General features: G+C 65.0%; 16 protein-coding genes and 1 pseudogene. 9 read left to right on the top strand and 8 right to left on the bottom strand.

Features of this window, described 5'->3' with window-relative positions:
* Positions 1–133 precede the first annotated feature (133 nt).
* Positions 134–1,051 (top strand): SDR family NAD(P)-dependent oxidoreductase, encoded by a 918-nt coding sequence (locus tag ACVIIV_RS28735; protein ID WP_456747156.1) that lies wholly within the window; start codon positions 134–136, stop codon positions 1,049–1,051.
* Between the two features lie 164 nt (positions 1,052–1,215).
* Positions 1,216–2,445, top strand: a complete 1,230-nt coding sequence (locus ACVIIV_RS28730) for an NAD(P)/FAD-dependent oxidoreductase (protein ID WP_456747155.1) — start codon at positions 1,216–1,218, stop codon at positions 2,443–2,445.
* Positions 2,446–2,548: 103 nt separating this feature from the next.
* Here the strand turns inward: ACVIIV_RS28730 and ACVIIV_RS28725 are convergent.
* The 3 genes and pseudogenes from ACVIIV_RS28725 to ACVIIV_RS28715 form a co-directional block, all read right to left on the bottom strand.
* Positions 2,549–3,629, bottom strand: a pseudogene (locus ACVIIV_RS28725) (D-TA family PLP-dependent enzyme).
* A 108-nt stretch (positions 3,630–3,737) separates the two neighbouring features.
* Positions 3,738–5,549, bottom strand: a complete 1,812-nt coding sequence (locus ACVIIV_RS28720; protein ID WP_456747154.1) for an ABC-F family ATP-binding cassette domain-containing protein — start codon at positions 5,547–5,549, stop codon at positions 3,738–3,740.
* Positions 5,550–5,551: 2 nt separating this feature from the next.
* The gene (locus ACVIIV_RS28715; protein WP_456747153.1) at positions 5,552–6,043 is read right to left on the bottom strand and encodes a YaiI/YqxD family protein; all 492 of its coding nucleotides are present in this window, start codon (positions 6,041–6,043) and stop codon (positions 5,552–5,554) included.
* A gap of 105 nt (positions 6,044–6,148) precedes the next feature.
* Between ACVIIV_RS28715 and ACVIIV_RS28710 the strand changes: the two genes are divergently transcribed.
* Positions 6,149–6,949, top strand: coding sequence for a hypothetical protein (locus tag ACVIIV_RS28710; RefSeq protein ID WP_456747152.1), 801 nt, complete (start codon positions 6,149–6,151; stop codon positions 6,947–6,949).
* 175 nt (positions 6,950–7,124) lie between these two features.
* Here ACVIIV_RS28710 and ACVIIV_RS28705 read toward each other — a convergent pair whose 3' ends face one another.
* Entirely contained in the window at positions 7,125–9,497 is a 2,373-nt protein-coding gene (locus ACVIIV_RS28705) for a xanthine dehydrogenase family protein molybdopterin-binding subunit (protein ID WP_456747151.1), read from the bottom strand.
* A 209-nt stretch (positions 9,498–9,706) separates the two neighbouring features.
* Here ACVIIV_RS28705 and ACVIIV_RS28700 point away from each other — a divergent pair, with 209 nt between their 5' ends.
* Positions 9,707–10,792, top strand: coding sequence for a Ppx/GppA phosphatase family protein (locus tag ACVIIV_RS28700; protein WP_456747150.1), 1,086 nt, complete (start codon positions 9,707–9,709; stop codon positions 10,790–10,792).
* A gap of 2 nt (positions 10,793–10,794) precedes the next feature.
* Positions 10,795–11,481, top strand: coding sequence for an RlmE family RNA methyltransferase (locus ACVIIV_RS28695; protein WP_456747149.1), 687 nt, complete (start codon positions 10,795–10,797; stop codon positions 11,479–11,481).
* Between the two features lie 106 nt (positions 11,482–11,587).
* Here ACVIIV_RS28695 and ACVIIV_RS28690 read toward each other — a convergent pair whose 3' ends face one another.
* The gene (locus ACVIIV_RS28690; RefSeq protein ID WP_456747148.1) at positions 11,588–13,078 is read right to left on the bottom strand and encodes an MFS transporter; all 1,491 of its coding nucleotides are present in this window, start codon (positions 13,076–13,078) and stop codon (positions 11,588–11,590) included.
* 393 nt (positions 13,079–13,471) lie between these two features.
* Between ACVIIV_RS28690 and guaB the strand changes: the two genes are divergently transcribed.
* The 3 genes from guaB (at position 13,472) to ACVIIV_RS28675 (ending at position 16,684) form a co-directional block, all read left to right on the top strand.
* Positions 13,472–14,965 (top strand): IMP dehydrogenase, encoded by a 1,494-nt coding sequence (gene guaB, locus ACVIIV_RS28685; protein WP_456747147.1) that lies wholly within the window; start codon positions 13,472–13,474, stop codon positions 14,963–14,965.
* A 249-nt stretch (positions 14,966–15,214) separates the two neighbouring features.
* On the top strand, positions 15,215–16,237 hold the full coding sequence (locus tag ACVIIV_RS28680; RefSeq protein WP_456747146.1) for an NADP-dependent oxidoreductase: 1,023 nt from the start codon (positions 15,215–15,217) through the stop codon (positions 16,235–16,237).
* A gap of 153 nt (positions 16,238–16,390) precedes the next feature.
* On the top strand, positions 16,391–16,684 hold the full coding sequence (locus ACVIIV_RS28675; RefSeq protein ID WP_456747145.1) for a hypothetical protein: 294 nt from the start codon (positions 16,391–16,393) through the stop codon (positions 16,682–16,684).
* 86 nt (positions 16,685–16,770) lie between these two features.
* Here the strand turns inward: ACVIIV_RS28675 and ACVIIV_RS28670 are convergent, their stop codons facing one another.
* On the bottom strand, positions 16,771–17,367 hold the full coding sequence (locus tag ACVIIV_RS28670) for a phasin family protein (RefSeq protein WP_456747144.1): 597 nt from the start codon (positions 17,365–17,367) through the stop codon (positions 16,771–16,773).
* 236 nt (positions 17,368–17,603) lie between these two features.
* Here ACVIIV_RS28670 and ACVIIV_RS28665 point away from each other — a divergent pair, with 236 nt between their 5' ends.
* Positions 17,604–18,545, top strand: coding sequence for an alpha/beta fold hydrolase (locus ACVIIV_RS28665; RefSeq protein ID WP_456747143.1), 942 nt, complete (start codon positions 17,604–17,606; stop codon positions 18,543–18,545).
* 176 nt (positions 18,546–18,721) lie between these two features.
* Here ACVIIV_RS28665 and ACVIIV_RS28660 read toward each other — a convergent pair whose 3' ends face one another.
* Positions 18,722–19,174, bottom strand: a complete 453-nt coding sequence (locus ACVIIV_RS28660) for a DUF992 domain-containing protein (RefSeq protein WP_456748854.1) — start codon at positions 19,172–19,174, stop codon at positions 18,722–18,724.
* A gap of 240 nt (positions 19,175–19,414) precedes the next feature.
* Positions 19,415–20,290, bottom strand: coding sequence for a metallophosphoesterase family protein (locus tag ACVIIV_RS28655; RefSeq protein WP_456747142.1), 876 nt, complete (start codon positions 20,288–20,290; stop codon positions 19,415–19,417).
* Positions 20,291–20,292 lie beyond the last annotated feature (2 nt).

Here is a 20,292-nt window from a genome sequence, read left to right as displayed (position 1 = left end):
TGCCTCGCGGAACGCGAGGCGGGTGAGGGGTCTCTCTCCGCGAGCGCATGTGCCGAAAGAGACCCCTCATCCGGCGCTTCGCGCCACCTTCTCCCACAAGGGGAGAAGGGAAGACGAATAGAGACTCGCACTCATGGCAATCAGGTTCGACGGACGCGTCGCCATCGTCACCGGCGCCGGCAATGGTCTCGGCAAGGCGCATGCGCTGGGATTGGCCAGCCGCGGCGCCAAGGTCGTCGTCAACGATTTCGGCGGGGCGCGGGACGGCACCGGCGGCTCGCTGTCGCCGGCGGAAGCGGTGGTCGAGGAGATCCGCAAAGCCGGCGGCACCGCGATGGCCGACGGCGCCGACGTCTCGAACTTCGAGCAGGTCACCGCCATGGTCGAGCGCGCCACCAAGGAGTGGGGCAGCGTCGATCTCCTATGCGCCAATGCCGGCATCCTGCGCGACAAGTCGTTCGGCAAGATGGAAGCGGCCGACTTCCAGAAGGTGCTCGACGTGCACCTCGTCGGCACCTTCTATTGCTGCAAGGCGGCCTGGGCTGGCATGCGTGATCGCAATTACGGCCGCATCGTGCTGACGACCTCGTCCTCCGGCCTCTACGGCAATTTCGGCCAGGCCAATTACGGCGCGGCAAAATCCGGCATGGTCGGCCTGATGAACGTGCTGGCCGAGGAAGGCCGCAAGAACAACATCCGCGTCAACATCATCTCGCCGACGGCGGCGACCCGCATGACGGAGGAGCTGCTGCCGCCGCAGGCGTTGCAACTGATGAAACCCAACGCGATCACACCCGCGGTCGAGTACATGCTGAGCGAGGATGCGCCCACCCGCACCATCATGGGGGCCGGCGCCGGCTCGTTTGCGGTGATCAAGATCCTGGAGAGCGAGGGCATCAACCTGCCGGAGTCCGAATGGACGCCCGACGCGGTCGCCGCCCACTTCGCCGAGATCAGCGACATGTCGAAGGCCAAGGCGCTGACGGGAGCGTTCGAGCAGACGCAGAAGTACGTGGCGCAGGCCGCGGCGCGGGCGGGGATCAAGCTTTAGCCCGATCGTCATTCCGGGGCGCCCGAAGGGCGAGCCCGGAATCCATCCTGTCACCCTCTCTGCCGCCCAATGGATTCTCAGGTGCGCAATTGCGCACCATAGCTCGCGCTACGCGCGCCTCGGAATGACGAGCTAGGCGCGAGAATCGGCCCTAAACTCCCGCCATGACATCACCTGACAACCACATCGCCGTCATCGGCGCCGGTCCCGCCGGGCTGATGGCGGCGGAGGTGCTGGCGCAGGGCGGCGCCCGCGTCACGGTCTACGACGCGATGCCGTCCGCCGGCCGCAAGTTTCTGATGGCAGGCCGCGGTGGGCTCAATCTCACCCATAGCGAGGCGCTGCCGCAGTTCATGGCGCGCTATCGCGAGGCGGCACCGAAGCTGCAGGCGGCGATCGAAGCGTTTCCGCCGGACGCACTGCGGGCCTGGAGCGAGGCGTTGGGCGAGCCGACTTTCGTCGGCAGCAGCGGTCGGGTGTTTCCGAAAGCGTTCAAGGCCTCGCCCTTGCTGCGCGCCTGGCTGCGGCGGCTCGATGCTGCCGGCGTGCGCTTTGCCTTCCGTCATCGCTGGATTGGCTGGGACGGCGAGGGGCGGCTGATCTTTCAGACGCCGAAAGGTGTCTCCGCCATAGAAGCGAACGTCACGTTGCTCGCGCTCGGCGGCGCAAGCTGGCCGCGGCTTGGATCGGACGGAAGCTGGGTCGATCTTCTCGCTGCAAAGGGCATTGCCGTCTCGAAGCTGCGGCCGGCCAATTCCGGCTTCACGGTTGCCTGGTCCGATGTGTTTCGCGACCGTTTCGAGGGCCAGCCGCTCAAGGGCGTGGCGCTGACGCTTCGCGCACACACGGTCCGCGGTGAAGCCATGATCACCCGCAGCGGCATCGAGGGCGGGGCGATCTACGCGCTGTCGGCCGAGCTGCGCGAGGCGGTGCTGAATCTCGGACAGGCGACGCTGACCATCGCCTTGCGGCCGGACCTCGACACGGCCACGCTGACGACGCGGCTATCAGGGACGCGCGGCAAGCAATCGCTGGCGAACTTCCTGCGCAAGGCCGCGCAATTGTCGCCGGTCGGCATCGGCCTGATGCAGGAGGCCGCCATCGCGTCCGGCCGGCCACTGGCGTCGTTCTCACCGGCCGAGCTCGCGACGCTGATCAATGCCATTCCGGTTCAGCTCACCGGCGTCGCCCCGATCGATCGTGCGATCTCGACGGCGGGCGGAATCACTTTCGACGAGCTCGACGACCACTTCATGCTGCGCAAACTGCCCGGCGTGTTCGCTTCCGGCGAGATGCTGGACTGGGAGGCGCCGACCGGCGGCTATCTGTTGCAAGCCTCGTTCGCGACGGGAGTTGCAGCGGGCAGGGGTGTGCTGGAGTGGCTGAAGCGCTAACCACCGTCATTGCGAGCGTAGCGAAGCAATCCAGAATCCCTCCGCAGAGACAGCCTGGATTGCTTCGCTGCGCTCGCAATGACGGCCGTGAGAGCGGAGTGTTCTATCGCAGCTTCCCCCGTGCCGCCACCGGCAGCGTGCCGATGATCTCCTCGCCGCGGACCATCACCACCTCGTCCATCATGTTGACCACGACGCAGACATGGTTCGGCACGATGCGGACGACATCGCCGACATTCGGCCGCGTGTTGCTGCGGGACAGGTCGAGGAAGCCGTGCTCCTCGGCGAACTTCGCGATTTTTGCCTCGGGATGCTCCAGGATCAGGCCGTGGCCGTCGAGCCCGCCGGTATCGGTCGTCAGCGTCTTCGAGCCGGCATCGAGGATGCCGCGCTCGGGCGCGGCGCGGCTCACCACCGTCGAATAGATGTGCAGCGCGCAATCGTCCCAGGTCGCCGAGCCCGCAGCGACCTGCATGCGATCGTTGTAGATGTAGGTGCCGAAGCGGTGCTCGGTGCCGCCCTTGAGCTGGCCGAGATTCTTCAGGTTCGGCGTGCCGCCGGTGGAGACGATTCTTGCGTCCAGCCCGTGCGCGCGCACGCCGGCCAGCGCCTCGTCGTAAAACTTCTGCGCCTCGGCCCAGCCCGTCTCGGTCGGATACAGCATGAAGCCCGCGAACTCGAGCCCCTTGGACGCCGCGATCTCGCGCGCCAGGGCGATCGCTTCGGCCGGCGTCTCGACACCAGCACGCTTGCGGCCTGTGTCGCATTCGACCACAACCGAGAGCGGACGCCCTGATGCCGCCGCTGCCTTGGGCAACCCCGCTACGACCGTGGAATTGTCGGCGGCAACCGTCATGTTCGCCTTCGCCTGCAGCGCGCCGAGACGCGCCATCTTTTCCTCGCCCAGCAGATTGTAGCTGATCAGGATCTCGTCGATGCCGGCATTGGCCATGATCTCGGCTTCGCCCAGCTTCTGGCAGGTGATGCCCCTGGCGCCGGCTGCGACCTGCATCTTTGCGATGGTCGGGTTTCTTGTGCGTCTTGATGTGCGGCCGGTTGGCGACGCCGGCGTCGTCGCAGGCCTTCTGGATCCGCGCAATGTTGCGCTCGACCCTGTCCATGTCGATCACGGCGCAGGGCGTGCCGTATTCACGGGCGATTTTTGCGGCGAGGGGAGTGGTCATATGATCTCTCTATCTTCGGCCCTGTAGGATGGATAGAGCGAAGCGAAACCCAGCAGAACCAGTTCCCGTTGGGCGATGGGTTTCGCTTCGCTCTACCCATCCTACGATTCAAGCTTGCTCTATTTCTTCGCGTAGCATTTCAAGTTCGAGCCAGCGCTCTTCGGCAGCAGACAATTCTTCATGCGCCTTGGCGATGGCGGCCGAGGTGTCGTCGAATGTCTTGCGATCTTTCGCATAGAGATTGGGATCGTCGAGCACGCGTTGCAGCTTTGCGATATCCGCCTGCAACGTCTCCATCTTCTTCGGCAGCGTTTCCAGCGCGTGCTTCTCGTTGAAGCTCAGCTTCCGCTTGGAGGTGGAGGCGGGAGCGGCAGCGCGCTCCTCTTTCTTCTCTGCAACCGGTTGCGCTTTCGCCGTCTCGCGCTTCAAGTCCGCGCCGCGCTGCGTGAGCATGTCGCTGTAGCCGCCGGCATATTCGATCCACTTGCCGTTACCTTCGGGCGCGATCACGGAGGTGACGACGCGGTCGAGGAAGTCGCGGTCGTGGCTGATCAGGATGACTGTGCCCTCGTAGTCGCCGAGCATCTCCTCGAGCACGTCGAGGGTTTCGAGATCGAGATCGTTGGTCGGCTCGTCCAGCACCAGAAGGTTCGACGGCTTTGCCAGCGCGCGCGCCAGCATCAGCCGGCCGCGCTCGCCACCCGAGAGCACCTCCAGCGGCGTGCCGCGCTGCTCCTGCGCGAACAGGAAGTCCTTCATATAGCCGACGACGTGCTTCGGCTTGCCGCCGACCATGACGTGATCGCCACGGCCGCCCGTGAGTGCTTCCGCCAGCGTGGACTTGGGATCGAGGCTTTCGCGGTGCTGGTCGAGCGTCGCCATCTCCAGATTGGCGCCAAGACGTAACGTGCCGGAATCCGGCTGCATGCCGCCGGTGAGCAGGTTGACCAGTGTGGTCTTGCCGGCGCCGTTCGGCCCGATGATGCCGAGCCGGTCGCCGCGCTGGATGCGGGTCGAGAAATTCTCGACGATCCTGCGCTCGCCATAGGCCTTGCTGATGCCCTTCGCCTCGATCACCAGCTTCCCAGACTGCTCGGCCTCGGCCGCCGCCAGATTCGCGCTGCCGGCGGTGCCGCGATAGCTGCGCCGCTGGTCGCGCAGGGTATGCAGATTGGCGAGGCGCTTGACGTTGCGCTTGCGGCGGCCCGAGACGCCGTGGCGCAGCCAGTGCTCCTCGTCCACGATCTTGCGGTCGAGCTTGTGCTGGTCGCGTTCCTCTTCCGCAAGCACCTCGTCACGCCAGGTCTCGAACGAGGCAAAGCCGCGGTCGATCTGCTTGATCTTGCCGCGGTCGAGCCAGGCGGTGGAGCGCGAGAGATTGGTGAGGAAGCGGCGGTCGTGGCTGATGAGCACGAGGGCACTGCGGCGGCTGTCGAGCTCCTGTTCCAGCCACTCGATGGTGGAGAGATCGAGATGGTTGGTGGGTTCGTCCAGCAGGAGGATATCGGGCGAGGGCGCCAGCACGCAGGCGAGCGCGGCGCGGCGCGCCTCACCGCCGGAGAGATCATGCGGGTTCTCGTCGCCGGTGAGGCCAAGCTGCTCGAGGAGATAGCGCGCCTGGTGCTGGTCGTCGCCGGGCGCGAGGCCCGCCAGGACATAGGCAAGCGTGGTCTTGTGCGCGCCGAAATCCGGCTCCTGCGGCAGGTAGCGAACCGTGGCGCCCGGCTGCACGAAACGCGTGCCGGAATCGGGCTCGACGAGGCCGGCCGCGATTTTGAGCAGCGTCGATTTGCCGGAGCCGTTGCGGCCGATCAGGCAGACGCGTTCGCCTGGCGCGACATTGAGCTCGACGCCTGACAGCAGCGGCGTGCCGCCAAAGGTCAGCCTGATGTCTTTCAACTGGATCAGCGGCGGCGCCATGATCAACCCTGACTTGTTGCGGCTTGATCGGCGCGGCGGCGCTGGATCCGGCGCAGCGTCTGGTCGAGCGCCGAGAGGAAGGTGGAGCGGTCGCGCGGGGAGAACGAGCGCGGGCCGCCGGTGACTTCGCCGGCCGAGCGCAGATCGGTCATCAGATTGCGGACGGCGAGCGTCATCCCGATCGACTCCTCGGTGAACGGCTTGCCGTTCGGTGCGATCACCTCGGCGCCCGCCTTGACGCAGCGGCTCGCCAGCGGAATGTCCGATGTCACGACGACGTCGCCGGGCTTGGCGCGCTCGGCGATCCAATCGTCGGCGGCGTCCATGCCGGCGCCAGCCGCAACGCGCTCGATCAGCGGGTCCTGCGGCACACGAATAAAGTTGCCGGCGACCACGCTCACGGGCACGCCGTGCCGGATCGCGACACGGTAGATCTCGTCCTTCACCGGACAAGCGTCGGCGTCGACATAGATGCGGGTAGGGGTTTCAGTCATTCGCCGCGTGGTACCCCATTCGGGCCGCAAAGGCGAGGGGATTGACCGCTGTTCCCCGGAGCCTACGATTGCCCCCGAAAGAATAAGAACAGAGAAAGCCAAGCCATGCCGAACCGGCTCGAAACCTACCGCGTCGAGGCCTACAACACCGCAAAACAGTCTGAAAACAAGATGCATGACGACACGGTGGCCCGCCGCTTCGGCTTTTCCGGCGGGCTGGTCCCCGGCGTCGACGTCTTCGCTTACATGATGCACGTGCCGATCGCGCGCTGGGGCCGCGATTTCCTCAGTCGCGGGCTGGTCGAGGCGCGCTTCATCAAGCCGGTCTATGACGGCGAGGCCGCCGATGTCGATGCCACCGAGCACAATGACCTGCTGACGATCGAGGTGTTCAGCCGCACCGAGCTTTGCGCCACCGGAACGGCGTTGCTGCCGGTTGAGGCGCCTGCAGTTTCATTGATCGACTATGTCGCGGTGCCTGTCGTGACCGAGCGCAAGCCGGTCAGCCCGGCAACGTTCGAGATCGGCAAATGGCTCGGGACGACGCCGCGCCGCTGGGCAGGACAGGATGCGGCAGATTACCTCGCTGACATCAGGGAGGCCGATCCGATCTTCGCATGCGAGGGGCTCGGCCATCCCGGCCTGATCCAGCGCGTCATGAACCGCGTGCTGGTGGACAACACGATTTTGGGTCCGTGGATCCACGTCGGCAGTCGCATGCAGCTGCTGTCAGCCGCACGTGTCGGTGACGAGATCACCGCGCGCGCAAAAGTCACCGCGAACTACGAAAAGAAGGGCCACCGCTTCGTCGAGCTCGACGCGCTCGTCGTCGCAAACGGAATCACTCCGCTCGCCCACTGCCAGCACACCGCGATCTATCAGCCGCGCGAGCAGGCGGCGGCGTAGGCTTAAGTGCCTGCTGTGCTCTAGGCTCTCGCCTCAAAACACTGTGTCATGCCCCGCGAAGGCGGGGCATCCAGTACTCCGAGGCAGCGCGGCTAGAATCGAGCCGCCGCGGCGTACTGGATCGCCCGCCTGCGCGGGCGATGACTCCATTGTTGTGGAGACGGAAGAGCGCCCCTTACGCCGCTTTACCCTTCGCATCCTGGATCGCGCGCCACACCCGCTCCGGGGTCAGCGGCATGTCGATGTGCTTGATGCCGTAATCGGAGAGCGCGTCGAGCACCGCGTTCACCACCGTCGACAGGCTGCCGGCGCAGCCGGCTTCGCCGCAGCCCTTACTGCCGAGCGGGTTGGTGGTGGCGGGCACCGGGTGGTCGCCGACCGTCATGTTCGGCACGTCCTCGGCGCGCGGCAGCGCGTAGTCCATCAGCGAGCCCGTGATCGGCTGGCCGCTCTCGTCGTAGCGGATGTGCTCCATCAGCGCTTGCCCGATGCCTTGCACCACGCCGCCATGGAGCTGGCCCGCGACCAGCATCGGGTTGATCACCGTGCCGAAATCGTTGACCGCGCTGTAGCGCACGATCTGCACCACGCCGGTGTCGGGATCGATCTCGACCTCGGCGACGTGGCAGCCGTTCGGGAACGCGGAGGCGACCGGTTCGCTGGTGTGGTCGACGTCGAGTGAGTCAGGCACGCCCTCCGGCATCTTGCCGTCATGCAGCTTCTTGGCGAGCTCCATGATGTCGATGCTGCGGTCGGTGCCGGCGATCGTGAAGCTGCCGCCTTCGAATTCGATGTCGGCTTCGGACGCCTCCAGCATATGCGCTGCTGCACGCTTGCCTTTCTCGATGACGAGCTTGGCAGCCCCCACGATGGCCTGGCCGCTCGCGGTGATCGAGCGCGAGCCGCCGGTGCCGTTGCCGGTGTGGACGATGTCGCTGTCGCCCTGCACGAGCTTCACGCTCTCGAAGGGGACGCCGAGCTGCTCGCATAGCACCTGCGCGAACGGCGTGGCGTGGCCCTGGCCGTAATCGAGCGTGCCGGTGATGAGCTGCACGGTGCCGTCGGGGTCGAACACGATCTTGCCGAGCTCCGGGCTCGGCGGCGCCGTGACCTCGAGATAGGACCCGACGGCGATGCCGCGCAGCTTGCCGGCCTTTTTGCTTTCCTTCTTGCGCCTGGCGAAATTCTCGTGGTCGGAGATTTCCAGCGCCTTGTTGAACACCGCCTGGAAGTCGCCGCTGTCATAGGTGACGCCGGAGGAGGCGGCGAACGGCATCTGGTTCTGCTTGATGAAGTTGCGCTTGCGCAAGGTCAGCCGGTTGATGCCCATCTCGTCGGCGGCGCGGTCGATCAGCCGCTCCATGTAGTAGTTCGCTTCCGGCCGGCCGGCGCCGCGATAGGCGCCCATCAGCGTGGTGTTGGTCAGCACCGTCTTGATGTCGACCGCCATCAGCGGCGTGCGATAGACGCTGGAAAAATTCTTGCCGGTGTTGAGCGAGAGCGGTCCCGGCGCGACGCCGGTGATATAGGCGCCGAGATTGCCGTAACCGGACAGCTTCGCCGCGAGGAAGTGCCCCTCGACATCGAGCGCGAGCTCGGCATGGATCTTCTGCGCGCGGCCATGGCTGTCGGAGAGGAAGCTGGTGGAGCGCTCGTCGAGCCACTTCACCGGCCGTCCCAATTCCTTTGCCGCGTACAGGATGCACATGTATTCGGGATAGTTGATGTTCTTCATGCCGAAGGAGCCGCCGACATTGGCGGTGAGGATGCGTACCTTCTCGTTCGGCACCTTCAGGTTCTTGGCGAGATTGGCGCGGTTGCCGGCGACGCCCTGCGTCGGCACCTGAAGCGTGTAGCGCTCGGTCTTCTTGTCGTAGGAGGCCAGCCCCACGCGCGGCTCCATCGATACCACGGCGACGCGGGTGTTCTCGATGTCGAGCTTGGTCACATGAGCGGCGCTGGCGAATGCCGCGTTGACCTTGTCCATGTCGCCGTAGTGATAGTCGAGCGCGACGTTATCAGGGATGTGGTCGTAAAGCTGCGGCGCGCCTGGCTTGGCGGCTTCCTCGGGATCGGTCACCGCCGGCAGTGGCTCGATGTCGAGCTCGACCGCTTCGGCCGCGTCGCGTGCCTGCGCCAGCGTCTCCGCCACCACGAAGGCGACGGGATCGCCGACGAAGCGGACTTTGTCGGTCGCGAGCGGCTGGCGGTTGGTCTGGAGCAAAGGCGAGCCGTCACGGCTCTTCAGCGGCAGGCCGCAGGTGAAGGGGCCGTAACCGGCGGCATCGAGATCCTTCCCGGTCCACACCCCCAGCACGCCCGGCATCGCCTTGGCGGCATCAAGGCCGATGCCGCGGATGACGCCATGGGCGTGGGTGGAGCGGACGATCACGGCATAGGCCTGGCCGGGCAGGTTGAAATCGTCGGTATAGCGGCCCTTGCCGCGCACCAGCGTGTCGTCCTCCTTGCGGCGGACCGGTTGCCCGACGCCATATTTTTGCAGTGCAATAGCGTTCTCGAGCGTGGACGATTTTGTGTGTTCTTGCATGGAATTGACCTGAAAAGCCGGCATTTGCGCATTTTTCGCGGCAGCGGGGCACCGGACTCCCTCAGATAACCCAGCACCCCGTTCACGACAACGCACGAATGGACATGGTCCCATGTGATGCGTTGTTGCGCAGGCCTGCCGCGCTGCTAATGTTTCAGGCGAAAAATCAATTCCAGACCGGCCCGACCGGCCGCGGAAAGACAGTTTGTATGAATGACCACACGCGGCTCCGCGACGGCCATGTAAGCCAACATGGGCCGCACGGTGAGCTGGAGGGGTCGATGGCGGCGGTGGCGTTGGCCACCGATCCGGCCGTCGGCGCGCAAGCGCCGGGAACCGGCGTCTATGCGGCGCTGGACCTCGGCACCAACAATTGCAGGCTGCTGATCGCCTGTCCGACCCACGACGGCTTCCGCGTGGTCGATTCCTTCTCGCGCATCATCCGACTCGGGGAGGGCGTTTCGGCGACCGGCTCGATCAGCGAGGCCGCGATCGAGCGCGCCATTGCGGCGCTCAGCATCTGTCGCGACAAGATCAATTTGCGGAAGGCGCGGCGGCTGCGGCTGATCGCGACCGAAGCCTGCCGCGCGGCCTCGAACGCGGAGGGATTCCGCAGCCGCGTCGCAGCCGAGACCGGCATCGAGCTCGAGGTGATCGACCGCGAGACCGAGGCCGCGCTCGCCGTGCTCGGCTGCTCGCCCCTTGTCGACCCGAGAGGACGCGGCGCGATCCTGTTCGATATCGGCGGCGGCTCGACCGAGCTGGTGCGGATCGAGCGCGACCCGGCGAATCCGGAACCGCGCATCAAGGCCTGGATGTCGATTCCCTTCGGCGTCGTCACGCTCGCCGAGCAGTTCGGCGGCCGCGACGTGACGGCTGAGATCTATGCCGCGATGGAGCGCGAGGTTGCGAGCCACGTCGCGCCGTTCGCGGAGGAGCACGGCCGCGATCTCACGGACATGCACCTGCTCGGCACATCGGGCACGGTGACGACGCTGGCCGGTATCCACCTCAACCTGCCGCGCTACGACCGCCGCCGCATCGACAGCATCTGGATGAACGATGGCGACATCACCGCGATCATCAACAAGCTGCTCGGCATGAGCTACGAGGAGCGCGCGAACAACAGCTGCATCAGCGTCGAGCGCGCCGACCTCGTGCTGGCCGGCTGCGCCATTCTCGACGCCATCCGCCGCGCCTTTCCGCTGCCGCGCCTGCGCGTCGCCGACCGCGGCCTGCGCGAAGGCATGCTGGTCGAGATGATGCGCGAGGACGGCGCGCTCAGGAGCTGGTGAGAATGGCCAAGGACACCACCGGCCGCTTGCACGTCCAGGTCAAGACCGGCGGCAAGCGCAAGCTGTCGTCGAAGCTGTGGCTGGAGCGGCAGCTCAACGATCCCTATGTCGCCAAGGCCAAGGCGGCGGGCTATCGCTCCCGCGCCGCGTTCAAGCTCTTGGAGATGGACGACAAGTTTCGCCTTCTGAAGCCCGGCATGGCCGTCGTCGATCTCGGCGCGGCACCCGGCGGCTGGAGCCAGATCGCAGCGAAGCGTGTCGGCTCCACGGAAGGCAAAGGCAAGGTCGTCGCGATCGATCTCCTGGAAATGCCGGAGATTCCCGGGGTCGATTTCGCACAGCTCGACTTCATGGACAACGACGCGCCCGAGAAGCTCACCGCGATGCTGGGCGGCGGCGCTGACGTCGTGATGTCCGACATGGCCGCCAACACCACCGGTCACCGCAAGACCGACCAGCTCCGCATCGTCGGGCTGGTCGAGACCGCAGCGGCGTTTGCCTGCGACGTGCTCAAGCCCGGCGGCACGTTCCTGGCAAAGACCTTCCAGAGCGGCGCCGACGCCGATCTGCTCGCCCAGCTCAAGCGCGACTTTGCGACGGTGCGCCATGTCAAGCCGGCCGCGAGCCGGCAGGACTCGTCGGAGCGCTACGTGCTGGCGACGGGATTTCGGGGTGGGGGAGCGGCGTAGCTCGTGCTCCGTCATTGCGAGGAGCTCTTGCGACGAAGCAATCCAGACTTGCGCCGCGGATGCAGTCTGGATTGCTTCGCTGCGCTCGCAATGACGACAGGAAAGACTACCCCAGCCTTTGATCCCGCACGTCCTGCGTATCCTCGCTCGCCGCCTTGACGGCGGCCTTCGCCGCGCCCTTGCCGGCACCCTTGCGGCTTGCGATCTCCACCACCTTGCGGCCGGAGATCTCGTGGCCGGCGTCGGCGGGCATCTGCCAGAAGAACCAGCTCGACGCCGCCGAGGTCAGCGCCACCACGACGAAGGCCGGCGCGAACACGGTGGCGTTGAGCTCGCTGACGTGGCTGAACCACATCGTCGTCTCGACGCAGGCCGCGCCGACGGCGACGCCGGCGGAGACCGCGAGCTGCTGGTTGACGCTGACGAGCGTGGTGGCGCGGCTCATCTGCGCGGTCTCGACGTCGGCATAGGCGACGGTGTTGATCGCGGTGAACTCCAGCGAGCGGAAGAAGCCGCCGACCACCAGGATGACCATGATGATGAGCAGCGGCGTCGTCACCGTGAACAGCGCGCAGACGCCGAGGAAGAACGCGCTGACGATCGCGTTCACCGTCATCAGATTGCGGAAGCCGAAGGTGCGGATGATCCGCGCCGCCAGCGTTTTCATGCCCATGGCCCCGAGCGAGGAGGCAAAGGTGACGAGGCCGGAATGGAACGGCGACAGCCCGAAGCCGATCTGCATCAAGAGCGGTAGCAGGAACGGCAGCGCGCCGATGCCGAGGCGGAACAGGAAGCCGCCGAACACGGCCGCGCGCAGCGTCGGCAGGTTCAGAAGCGAGAAATCCAGCACGGGCGACCCCGTACGCCTCGCGTGGATGACGTAGAGCGTCATCGAGATGGCGCCGCCCGCGATCAACGCGGCAACGGTGCTCCACGGCAGCAGATTGAGGCCGGCAACCGACAGGCCGAAGGCGATGCCGGCGAGCCCCAGCCCAGCGAGCACCATGCCGTAGAGATCGAACGGCTCGCGTTCCTCGCTCTTGATCGGATCGATGAAGCGCATCGCCATGAAGATGCCGAGCAGACCGATCGGAATGTTGATCAGGAAGATCCAGTGCCAGGACGCGTAAGTGGTGATGAAGCCTCCGAGCGGCGGTCCGATGACGGGACCGATCAGGGCAGGGACCGTCACCCAGGCCATGGCGTTGACCAGCGCGCTCTTGTCGACCGAGCGCAGCAGCACGAGCCGCCCGACCGGCGTCATCATCGCGCCGCCCATGCCCTGCAGGATGCGCGCGAACACGAAGTCGGTGACCGAGGTCGACAGCGCGCAGCCGACCGAGCCGACCATGAACACGCCGACCGCGATCGCAAACACCATGCGCGCGCCGAACCGGTCGGCGGTCCAGCCGCTCGCCGGGATGAACACTGCGAGCGACAGCAGGTACGACGTGATTGCGAGCTTCAGCGTCAGCGGGCTGGTTCCGATGTCGGCCGCGATCGCCGGCAGTGAGGTGGCGATCACCGTGGAATCCATGTTCTCCATGAAGAGCGCAGTGGCCACGATCAGCGGAATGACGCGTTGCTTGTCGACCATGACGGATTGGTAAGGGAAATCGGAAGGAAGGGTGGACTTGCGGCTTAACACCGCCGTCCGCCGCCGACCATTGCGGATCGACGCATGGCACCTAAATCCCGCGTAACAACGGTGTGACCCTCTCCCTCGTCATTCCGGGCTCGCGACTTCGTCGCGCCCCGGAATGACGGGGGCAGGTTGCCGCCGGGGCTATCCCCGCCTGAATTGGCCAAAAAAAGCCTGTGCATGGCTGGCCAGCGGCCCGAATTGCTTTGATTCGTCACGCGGCCGTGCTATCGACCCGCGTCAACCCCACCGATGGGCTCCGATTCCTAAGGCGATGCCGCAAGGTACGCCGAGGGCGGCGCTCATCTATTACGCATTTGCGGCAGGGCCGCAGGAAGGAGTTGGCATATGGCCACGGTGCAACTTCAAGGCATCCGCGAAGCCTTTACGTTCGACGACGTGCTGTTGAAGCCGGGCCTGTCCGACGTCATGCCGGGCGAGGCCGACATCCGTTCCCGCGTCACCCGCGCCATTCCGCTCAACATTCCGATCATGGCCTCCGCCATGGACACGGTCACCGAGGCCCGCATGGCGATCGCCATGGCGCAGGCCGGCGGCCTTGGTGTCATCCACCGCAATTTCGATCCCGAGGGGCAGGCTGCCCAGGTGCGGCAGGTCAAGCGCTACGAGTCCGGCATGGTGGTGAACCCGCTCACCATCAGCCCCGAGGCCACGCTCGACGACGCGCTGAAGCTGATGAGCGATCACGGCATTTCCGGCATTCCCGTCGTCACCGGGGCCGGCAAGTCGACGCCCGGCAAGCTGGTCGGCATCCTCACCAACCGTGACGTGCGCTTTGCGACTAATCGCCAGCAAAAGATCTCCGAGCTGATGACGCACGAAAATCTCGTCACGGTCCGTGAGAATGTCAGCCAGGACGAGGCGCGGCGGATGCTGCACCAGCATCGCATCGAGAAGCTGCTTGTCGTCGACGAGCAATATCGCTGCGTCGGTCTCATCACCGTGAAGGACATGGAGAAGGCGGTCGCCCATCCGCTCGCCTGCAAGGACGCGCAGGGGCGCCTGCGCGTCGCCGCCGCCACCACCGTCGGCGACAACGGCTTCGAGCGCACCGAGCGGCTGATCGACGCCGGCGTCGACCTCGTCGTCGTCGACACCGCGCACGGCCATTCCCGCCACGTGCTGCATGCGGTGAACCGCATCAAGCGTCTGTCCAACTCGGTGCAGGTCGTCGCCGGCAACGTCGCCACCACGGAAGGCGCGCAGGCGCTGATCGACGCAGGCGCGGATTGCATCAAGGTCGGCATCGGCCCGGGCTCGATCTGCACCACCCGCATCGTCGCCGGCGTCGGCGTTCCCCAGCTCACCGCGATCATGGATGCGGTGGAAGCGGCGAAGAAGTCCGACATTCCCGTCATCGCCGACGGCGGCATCAAATATTCCGGCGACCTCGCCAAGGCGCTCGCTGCCGGTGCCGACATCGCCATGGTCGGCTCGCTGCTCGCCGGCACCGACGAGACGCCCGGCGAAGTGTTTTTGTGGCAGGGCCGGTCCTACAAGGCCTATCGCGGCATGGGCTCGGTCGGCGCGATGGCGCGGGGATCTGCCGACCGCTATTTCCAGCAGGACATCAAGGACACGCTCAAGCTCGTGCCTGAGGGCATCGAGGGGCAGGTGCCCTACAAGGGCCCGGTCGGCAACGTCATGCACCAGCTCGCCGGCGGCTTGCGCGCCGCGATGGGCTATGTCGGCGCAAAGGACATGAAGGAGCTGCACGACAAGGCCCAGTTCGTCCGCATCACCGGCGCGGGCTTGCGCGAAAGCCACGTCCACGACGTGACGATCACGCGCGAGAGCCCGAACTATCCGGGCGGGGGTTAGTCGCCGGTTTGGTGCCCCGGACGCAGCGCAGCGCTTTTTCAGCGTTGCGCTGCAGAGCCGGGGCCCATGCCTCTGGATCTGTCGTGTTGCCGTGGGTCCCGGCCCTGCGCAGAAGCGCAAGAGCGCTGCAGCGCGTCCGGGACACGAGAGATGCGCGTGACGATACGCCACCACGCTCCCTCGCTTTTGTATTGACGCGCCTCGCTCCCTCCGCTTCCGTTCGCGCCGAAACACAATTCGGAGGAAGCCATGGCCCAAGCCAAACGCATCGTTCTCGCCGCGCGTCCCGTCGGCGAACCCAAGCCGTCTGATTTTCGTCTTGAGGAATTCGCGGTGCCGGCACCCGGCACAGGCGAAGTCCTGCTGCGCACGATCTGGCTGTCGCTCGATCCCTATATGCGCGGGCGCATGAGCGAGGGGCCGTCCTACGCAGCTCCGGTGCCGGTCGGCGGGGTGATGGAAGGCGAAGCGGTCAGCGAGGTCGCGGCCTCCAACAATCCCGACTTCGCGGTCGGCGACATCGTGCGCATCCGCTCGGGCTGGCAGACGCATGCGATCTCGAACGGCAAGGGCCTGATCAAGGTCGATCCCAAGCTCGGTCCCATCTCGACCTCCATCGGCGTGCTCGGCATGCCCGGCATGACCGCCTATACGGGCTTGCTCGACATCGGCAAGCCGCAACCCGGCGAGACCGTGGTCGTTGCCGGCGCCTCCGGCGCGGTTGGTTCGGCGGTGGGGCAGATCGCCAAGATCAAGGGCGCGCGCGCGGTCGGTATCGCCGGCGGCAAGGACAAGTGCGACTACGTCGTCAGGGAGCTCGGCTTCGATGCCTGCATCGATCACCGCGATGCCGATCTTGCCGCCAAACTCAAGGACGCCTGCCCGAAAGGCATCGATGTCTACTTCGAGAATGTCGGCGGTGCCGTGTTCGAGGCAGTGTTCCCGCAGCTCAATCCGTTTGCGCGCGTGCCGGTCTGCGGCCTGATCGCCCATTACAACGACACCGAGGCCAAGCCGCCGAAATGGGCCGCCAGCCTGATGCGCGCGACCCTGACCAAGCGGTTGACCTTCCGCGGCTTCATCGTCTCCGACTTCGCCGCCCGCCATGGCGACTTCCTGCGCGACATGTCGACCTGGGTCCGCGACGGCAAGGTGAAATACAAGGAGTTCGTCACCGAGGGCCTGGAAAGCGCTCCCGGCGCCTTCATCGGCCTGCTGAAAGGCGCCAATTTCGGCAAGCAGCTGGTCCGGGTTGGCCCCGACAAGGCCTGATCTGGCCCCATCCAGCCCCCCATCGGGGCGGTGAATGGTTGAGAAAGAGTCACCAATCGGTCACACCTGCTCGCAAAAGCTGCAGGTGTGACCGCCTGTTCATTGACGGCCCGACGAAGGCATTGAATCATCGCGCATATTTCAGGTGCTGCGATGTTAGAGATTGTTCTTTTCTGCGTAATTCTGCTGGCCGCCGGCTATTGGGCGGCGATGTTCATCATGGGCCGTCGCGACGACGTCATCCATGGCAAGTTCGTTCACACCGAGGACGAGGGCGATTTTGCTCGCGCCCCAATGCCGGCACCACCGCCGCCGTTTCCAAAGCGTCCGCTCAAGGCCGCGCAACCCGCCGGTCAACCGCCTGTCCCTGCCTCAAAGCCGGTGAACAGCGAGGCATTGCAATCGCTGCTGGCCGCGATCCAGCAGGATCTCAAAAGCGTGGCTTAAGTCTCCCGCGAGGCCGCAACTGAAGCAGCAGGCATATGAGCGGCTGAGGTTCAGCCGCTCATATGCGCCATGGTTATGGCAGCGCGCTAGGCTGCGTGCCGCATGCGTTCGATACTCTGAGTAATATGGTTTCCTGCATCGTCAGCCACCTTCAAAGACATGTCCGCCATCCGGCGGCTGGCATCTAGGGCGCTTCTGATCGAATCGCGCATCAGCTCGGTCTGCACAGCCGCCAAATCTTGCGGAGTTCGGCAGCGCCAGAGTTCATTCATGCGGTCCATGGACCGCTCGATCTGCTGACGAACGAAATCGAAGTACTCGCGTGAGACGCCGTTCATTCCCTTGGCGACCGCGGTTGTAGAGTACATGATGGCTTCTGCGTTGCGGACCGAGCGTTCTGTTGCCTGCTGCGCTTCATTGCCCGTCAAACCGAACGTGCGACCAAGCTCATCACTAGAGCGGCCCATCATCGCAGTGGCCATGTCGACGCCGAAGCGCCAACTGTTTTGCAACATCTCGGCATTTTGTTGCAGCAGATGGCTGCTGGCTTGGGCGACCTCTTCGCTGGCCTCGGCGGTAGCTAAGCCGATCCGTCTGGTCTGCTCAGCAGTCCTTTCGGTGGCGCGGCGCATTGTGTCCTCAGGGCTTTGGGTAGACTTTTCCTCCTGGCGTGGATTAGCCATTTGTTGCTCCATCGTTATCGTTGGTGAGGTCGGATCCTATGCTCTCCGTCACAGGTGCGACCCTAAGCGGGCCAACGTGAGCATTTCTCCACCGTTCCGGGGCACGCGATTTTTAATCAATCCTCCGCGATTGCGCGCAGGAACGAGCGCTTCAACTTCCAATTATTTCATGGATTGGTTCATCTGCTTGGCACCGCGGGTCTCGTGTTCTTACCCTCGATCATCAAGGCTCAGTAATGACCACCGCTGAAACCGTATTGCTCATCGCTGCCTTGTTATTAGCACTTCTCGTCGTCGGTAACGTCGCCTTCTCCAAACTGGCCGAGTGGAGGAATCCACCAATCGGCAAGTTCCTCGAGTGCGACGGCGTAGTACTCCACTATGTCGATCGGGGTGATCCGGCCGCTCCTTGCGTCGTGCTGCTCCATGGCAACGGATCCATGATCCAGGACTTCACGATCAGCGGCCTGGTCGATCTCCTTGCCCGCAGCAATCGCGTGGTGTGCTTCGACCGCCCGGGCTTTGGCTACAGTCAGCGGCCCCGGCTCCGAATATGGACCGCAGAAGCTCAAGCCGCTCTGTTGGTGAAGGCGCTCAATCAACTCGGAATCCGGAATCCCGTTGTGCTGGGCCATTCTTGGGGCGCCTTCGTCGCACTCGCTCTCGCCCTGCGAAAGGATTATCCGACCCTGGGTCTTGTGCTTGCGTCCGGGTACTATTTCCCGACCGCCCGATTGGACGTGTGGCTGATGTCAGGTCCAGCCATACCGGTCCTGGGCGACTTGGTCAGTTACACTGTCGCGCCAATCATTTCGTGGGCCGTTCTGCCAGGAGCTCTCCGTAAGATCTTTGCGCCCCGTTCTGTCCCGCAGACGTTCAAGAATGAATTTCCAACGTCTCTGGTGCTCAGGCCCACACAGTTGAGGGCGGCTGCGGAGGAAAGTGCACTCCTCATTCCAACTGCAACACAATTCCAAGCTTATTATTCGACCATAGGCGACCAAGTGCAGATATTCCACGGAACAGAGGACCAGGTGATCGAATTCAAGCAAGCGCGAGATTTACATCAAGCACTGCCTCGGTCCGATCTTCACCTTGTTCCAAATGCCGGTCATATGGTCACGTACGCAGACCCGGCCGCCATCGTGGAGGCCGTCAGTTCAATAGCAAATTCCTAAGGCTGGCAGCTTGTCCGTATCGGCTTGAACCCTCCGGGAGAAGAGCACTCGATCTGCGCAAAGCGAGCCTTGGGGCATCGTTAAGCCAGAAGTGACGTGTGGGGGCACTGGTTGGCGCCCCGGCGGAACCCGGGCTCACCGAAAAGCGCTCTTCTTCAATTCGCCGGCGACGGCGGTCACTGCGCCTTGCGGCGTGCGGGCGCAGCGACCGGCCGCAATTCCATTCTCGATATGCCTGCTGCGATGTTCACACCGGTCTGCGCCTGGACGGACACGGGCTGCAAGGCGATCGTGCGATTCGAGCCGCCCACCAGGAGGTTGGCACCAACTCCGGCGCCGACAGTGCCGCCGGCGGTCGCGCCCGAATAGGTTCCGGCCAAGGCTGCCTGGCGAAGCGTGGTTGGCGCAAACACGGTCCAAACAAGCTGACCGCCGGACGTGGCTCCTATGTCGAGACCAAGCGTGCTGACGGTGCCTTCGTAAGCCTCGCGCGCCCTGCCTCGCGCCGATGCATAGATGCAGCTCAACTGCCGTTGTCCCGCAACAATCATGCCGGCTCCGGGCGATATGTTGCACGTGAGTGTGCCGACTCTCGAGCGCCCTGCCTCCTGCGCCGTTGCCGGAACCATCGCGAGGACGAGTGCCAAGGCCGCGCAAGCCGTTGCCAAATTGGTCAGCCTAGCTTCGTTCAGCGTTGTCCTAATCATGGGGCCTCCATCGACGTATTCTGATCGTCCTTCAATGCGCGCGGAGCTAGCGATGTTCCTGTTGGTCGGAAGGCGAAGCTCCAGAAGCGCAAGCAAACCTCGCTTACGGGCTTGGGATGTGGAGCACGCGTGTCCGCGCCGGTGTCGAGTGACAGGCGGACATCAAGTGCGCCTCCTGCACGCAGCCGATTTTATGAGTGCTCGCCGCCCATCTGGGCGAGAAAGCTCCTCAATGTCGACATCGCGCTGGCCCGCCGCCCTGACGTGGCGGACCTCAAGACTGTCTGGCCGGAAGCGATATTCGACCAGCCCGACTTCCTTGATCGCGATCCGGTCCTGGCGCGTATCGTTGATGACGAAGCCGGCCGATGGCGCCCAGACGTGCCGGGTGTGGCGCCAGGTGAAGTCGCGGCGCTGGTGCACGTGGCCGCTGGCGATGAGACGCAGGTCGACACTCCTGAACATTTCGATCAACCGCGCCCGCGCCGGTTGCGGCACATAGCGGATCGAGGTCTGCGGCGTCTCGGGGTCGTCGGGCAGGTTGAGGAACAGCGGCTTGTGCAGGAATAGCGCGACCGGCCTGCCGCTCGTGCGCGCGATCTCGGAGGCGAGCCAGTCGAACTGCTCAGTCTCGAAGGCGAGCCTCGAATTCATCACGAGTGAATTGAGGCCGATGAAGCGCCAGCCGGCGGCCTCGAACGACCAATGGTCTTCGCCGATGATGTCGCGGAATCGCTGGCGGTGCGTCTCGGTGACCGGCGGCTTCGGCGCCGGCCCGATCGCGGTCGGATTGTCGCCGATGTCGTGATTGCCGGGGAGGTAGCGGCAGGTGACGGGCAGGGCGTCGTGCAGGCCTCTGGCGAATTCGACGTCGTCGCGGTTGGTCGGCCCGTCGAACGAGACATCGCCGGTGTTCACGACGAGATCGGGCCTGCCGGCGTCGATGTGCTCGCTGATGCGGTGGAAGTTGGCGATCAGGCCGGGAAAGCGCCGGCCGAGATGGGTGTCGGAAATCTGGGTCAGGCGAAATTCGGGCATGC

The organism is Bradyrhizobium sp. USDA 4354 (genome assembly GCF_054060315.1).
The sequence above is the reverse complement of the archived record's forward strand: the minus strand, read 5'-3'. Positions and strand labels throughout refer to the sequence as shown.

Coding starts and splice junctions, on each gene's coding strand:
- ACVIIV_RS28720 (WP_456747154.1), bottom strand. CDS start 5,549: ATGGCGCCGCCGCTGATCCAGTTGAAAGACATCAGGCTGACCTTTGGC.
- ACVIIV_RS28680 (WP_456747146.1), top strand. CDS start 15,215: ATGGCCCAAGCCAAACGCATCGTTCTCGCCGCGCGTCCCGTCGGCGAA.
- ACVIIV_RS28660 (WP_456748854.1), bottom strand. CDS start 19,174: ATGGTTCCGGCAACGGCGCAGGAGGCAGGGCGCTCGAGAGTCGGCACA.
- guaB (WP_456747147.1), top strand. CDS start 13,472: ATGGCCACGGTGCAACTTCAAGGCATCCGCGAAGCCTTTACGTTCGAC.
- ACVIIV_RS28675 (WP_456747145.1), top strand. CDS start 16,391: ATGTTAGAGATTGTTCTTTTCTGCGTAATTCTGCTGGCCGCCGGCTAT.
- ACVIIV_RS28730 (WP_456747155.1), top strand. CDS start 1,216: ATGACATCACCTGACAACCACATCGCCGTCATCGGCGCCGGTCCCGCC.
- ACVIIV_RS28695 (WP_456747149.1), top strand. CDS start 10,795: ATGGCCAAGGACACCACCGGCCGCTTGCACGTCCAGGTCAAGACCGGC.
- ACVIIV_RS28690 (WP_456747148.1), bottom strand. CDS start 13,078: ATGGTCGACAAGCAACGCGTCATTCCGCTGATCGTGGCCACTGCGCTC.
- ACVIIV_RS28670 (WP_456747144.1), bottom strand. CDS start 17,367: ATGGCTAATCCACGCCAGGAGGAAAAGTCTACCCAAAGCCCTGAGGAC.
- ACVIIV_RS28715 (WP_456747153.1), bottom strand. CDS start 6,043: ATGACTGAAACCCCTACCCGCATCTATGTCGACGCCGACGCTTGTCCG.
- ACVIIV_RS28655 (WP_456747142.1), bottom strand. CDS start 20,290: ATGCCCGAATTTCGCCTGACCCAGATTTCCGACACCCATCTCGGCCGG.
- ACVIIV_RS28700 (WP_456747150.1), top strand. CDS start 9,707: ATGAATGACCACACGCGGCTCCGCGACGGCCATGTAAGCCAACATGGG.
- ACVIIV_RS28735 (WP_456747156.1), top strand. CDS start 134: ATGGCAATCAGGTTCGACGGACGCGTCGCCATCGTCACCGGCGCCGGC.
- ACVIIV_RS28665 (WP_456747143.1), top strand. CDS start 17,604: ATGACCACCGCTGAAACCGTATTGCTCATCGCTGCCTTGTTATTAGCA.
- ACVIIV_RS28710 (WP_456747152.1), top strand. CDS start 6,149: ATGCCGAACCGGCTCGAAACCTACCGCGTCGAGGCCTACAACACCGCA.
- ACVIIV_RS28705 (WP_456747151.1), bottom strand. CDS start 9,497: ATGCAAGAACACACAAAATCGTCCACGCTCGAGAACGCTATTGCACTG.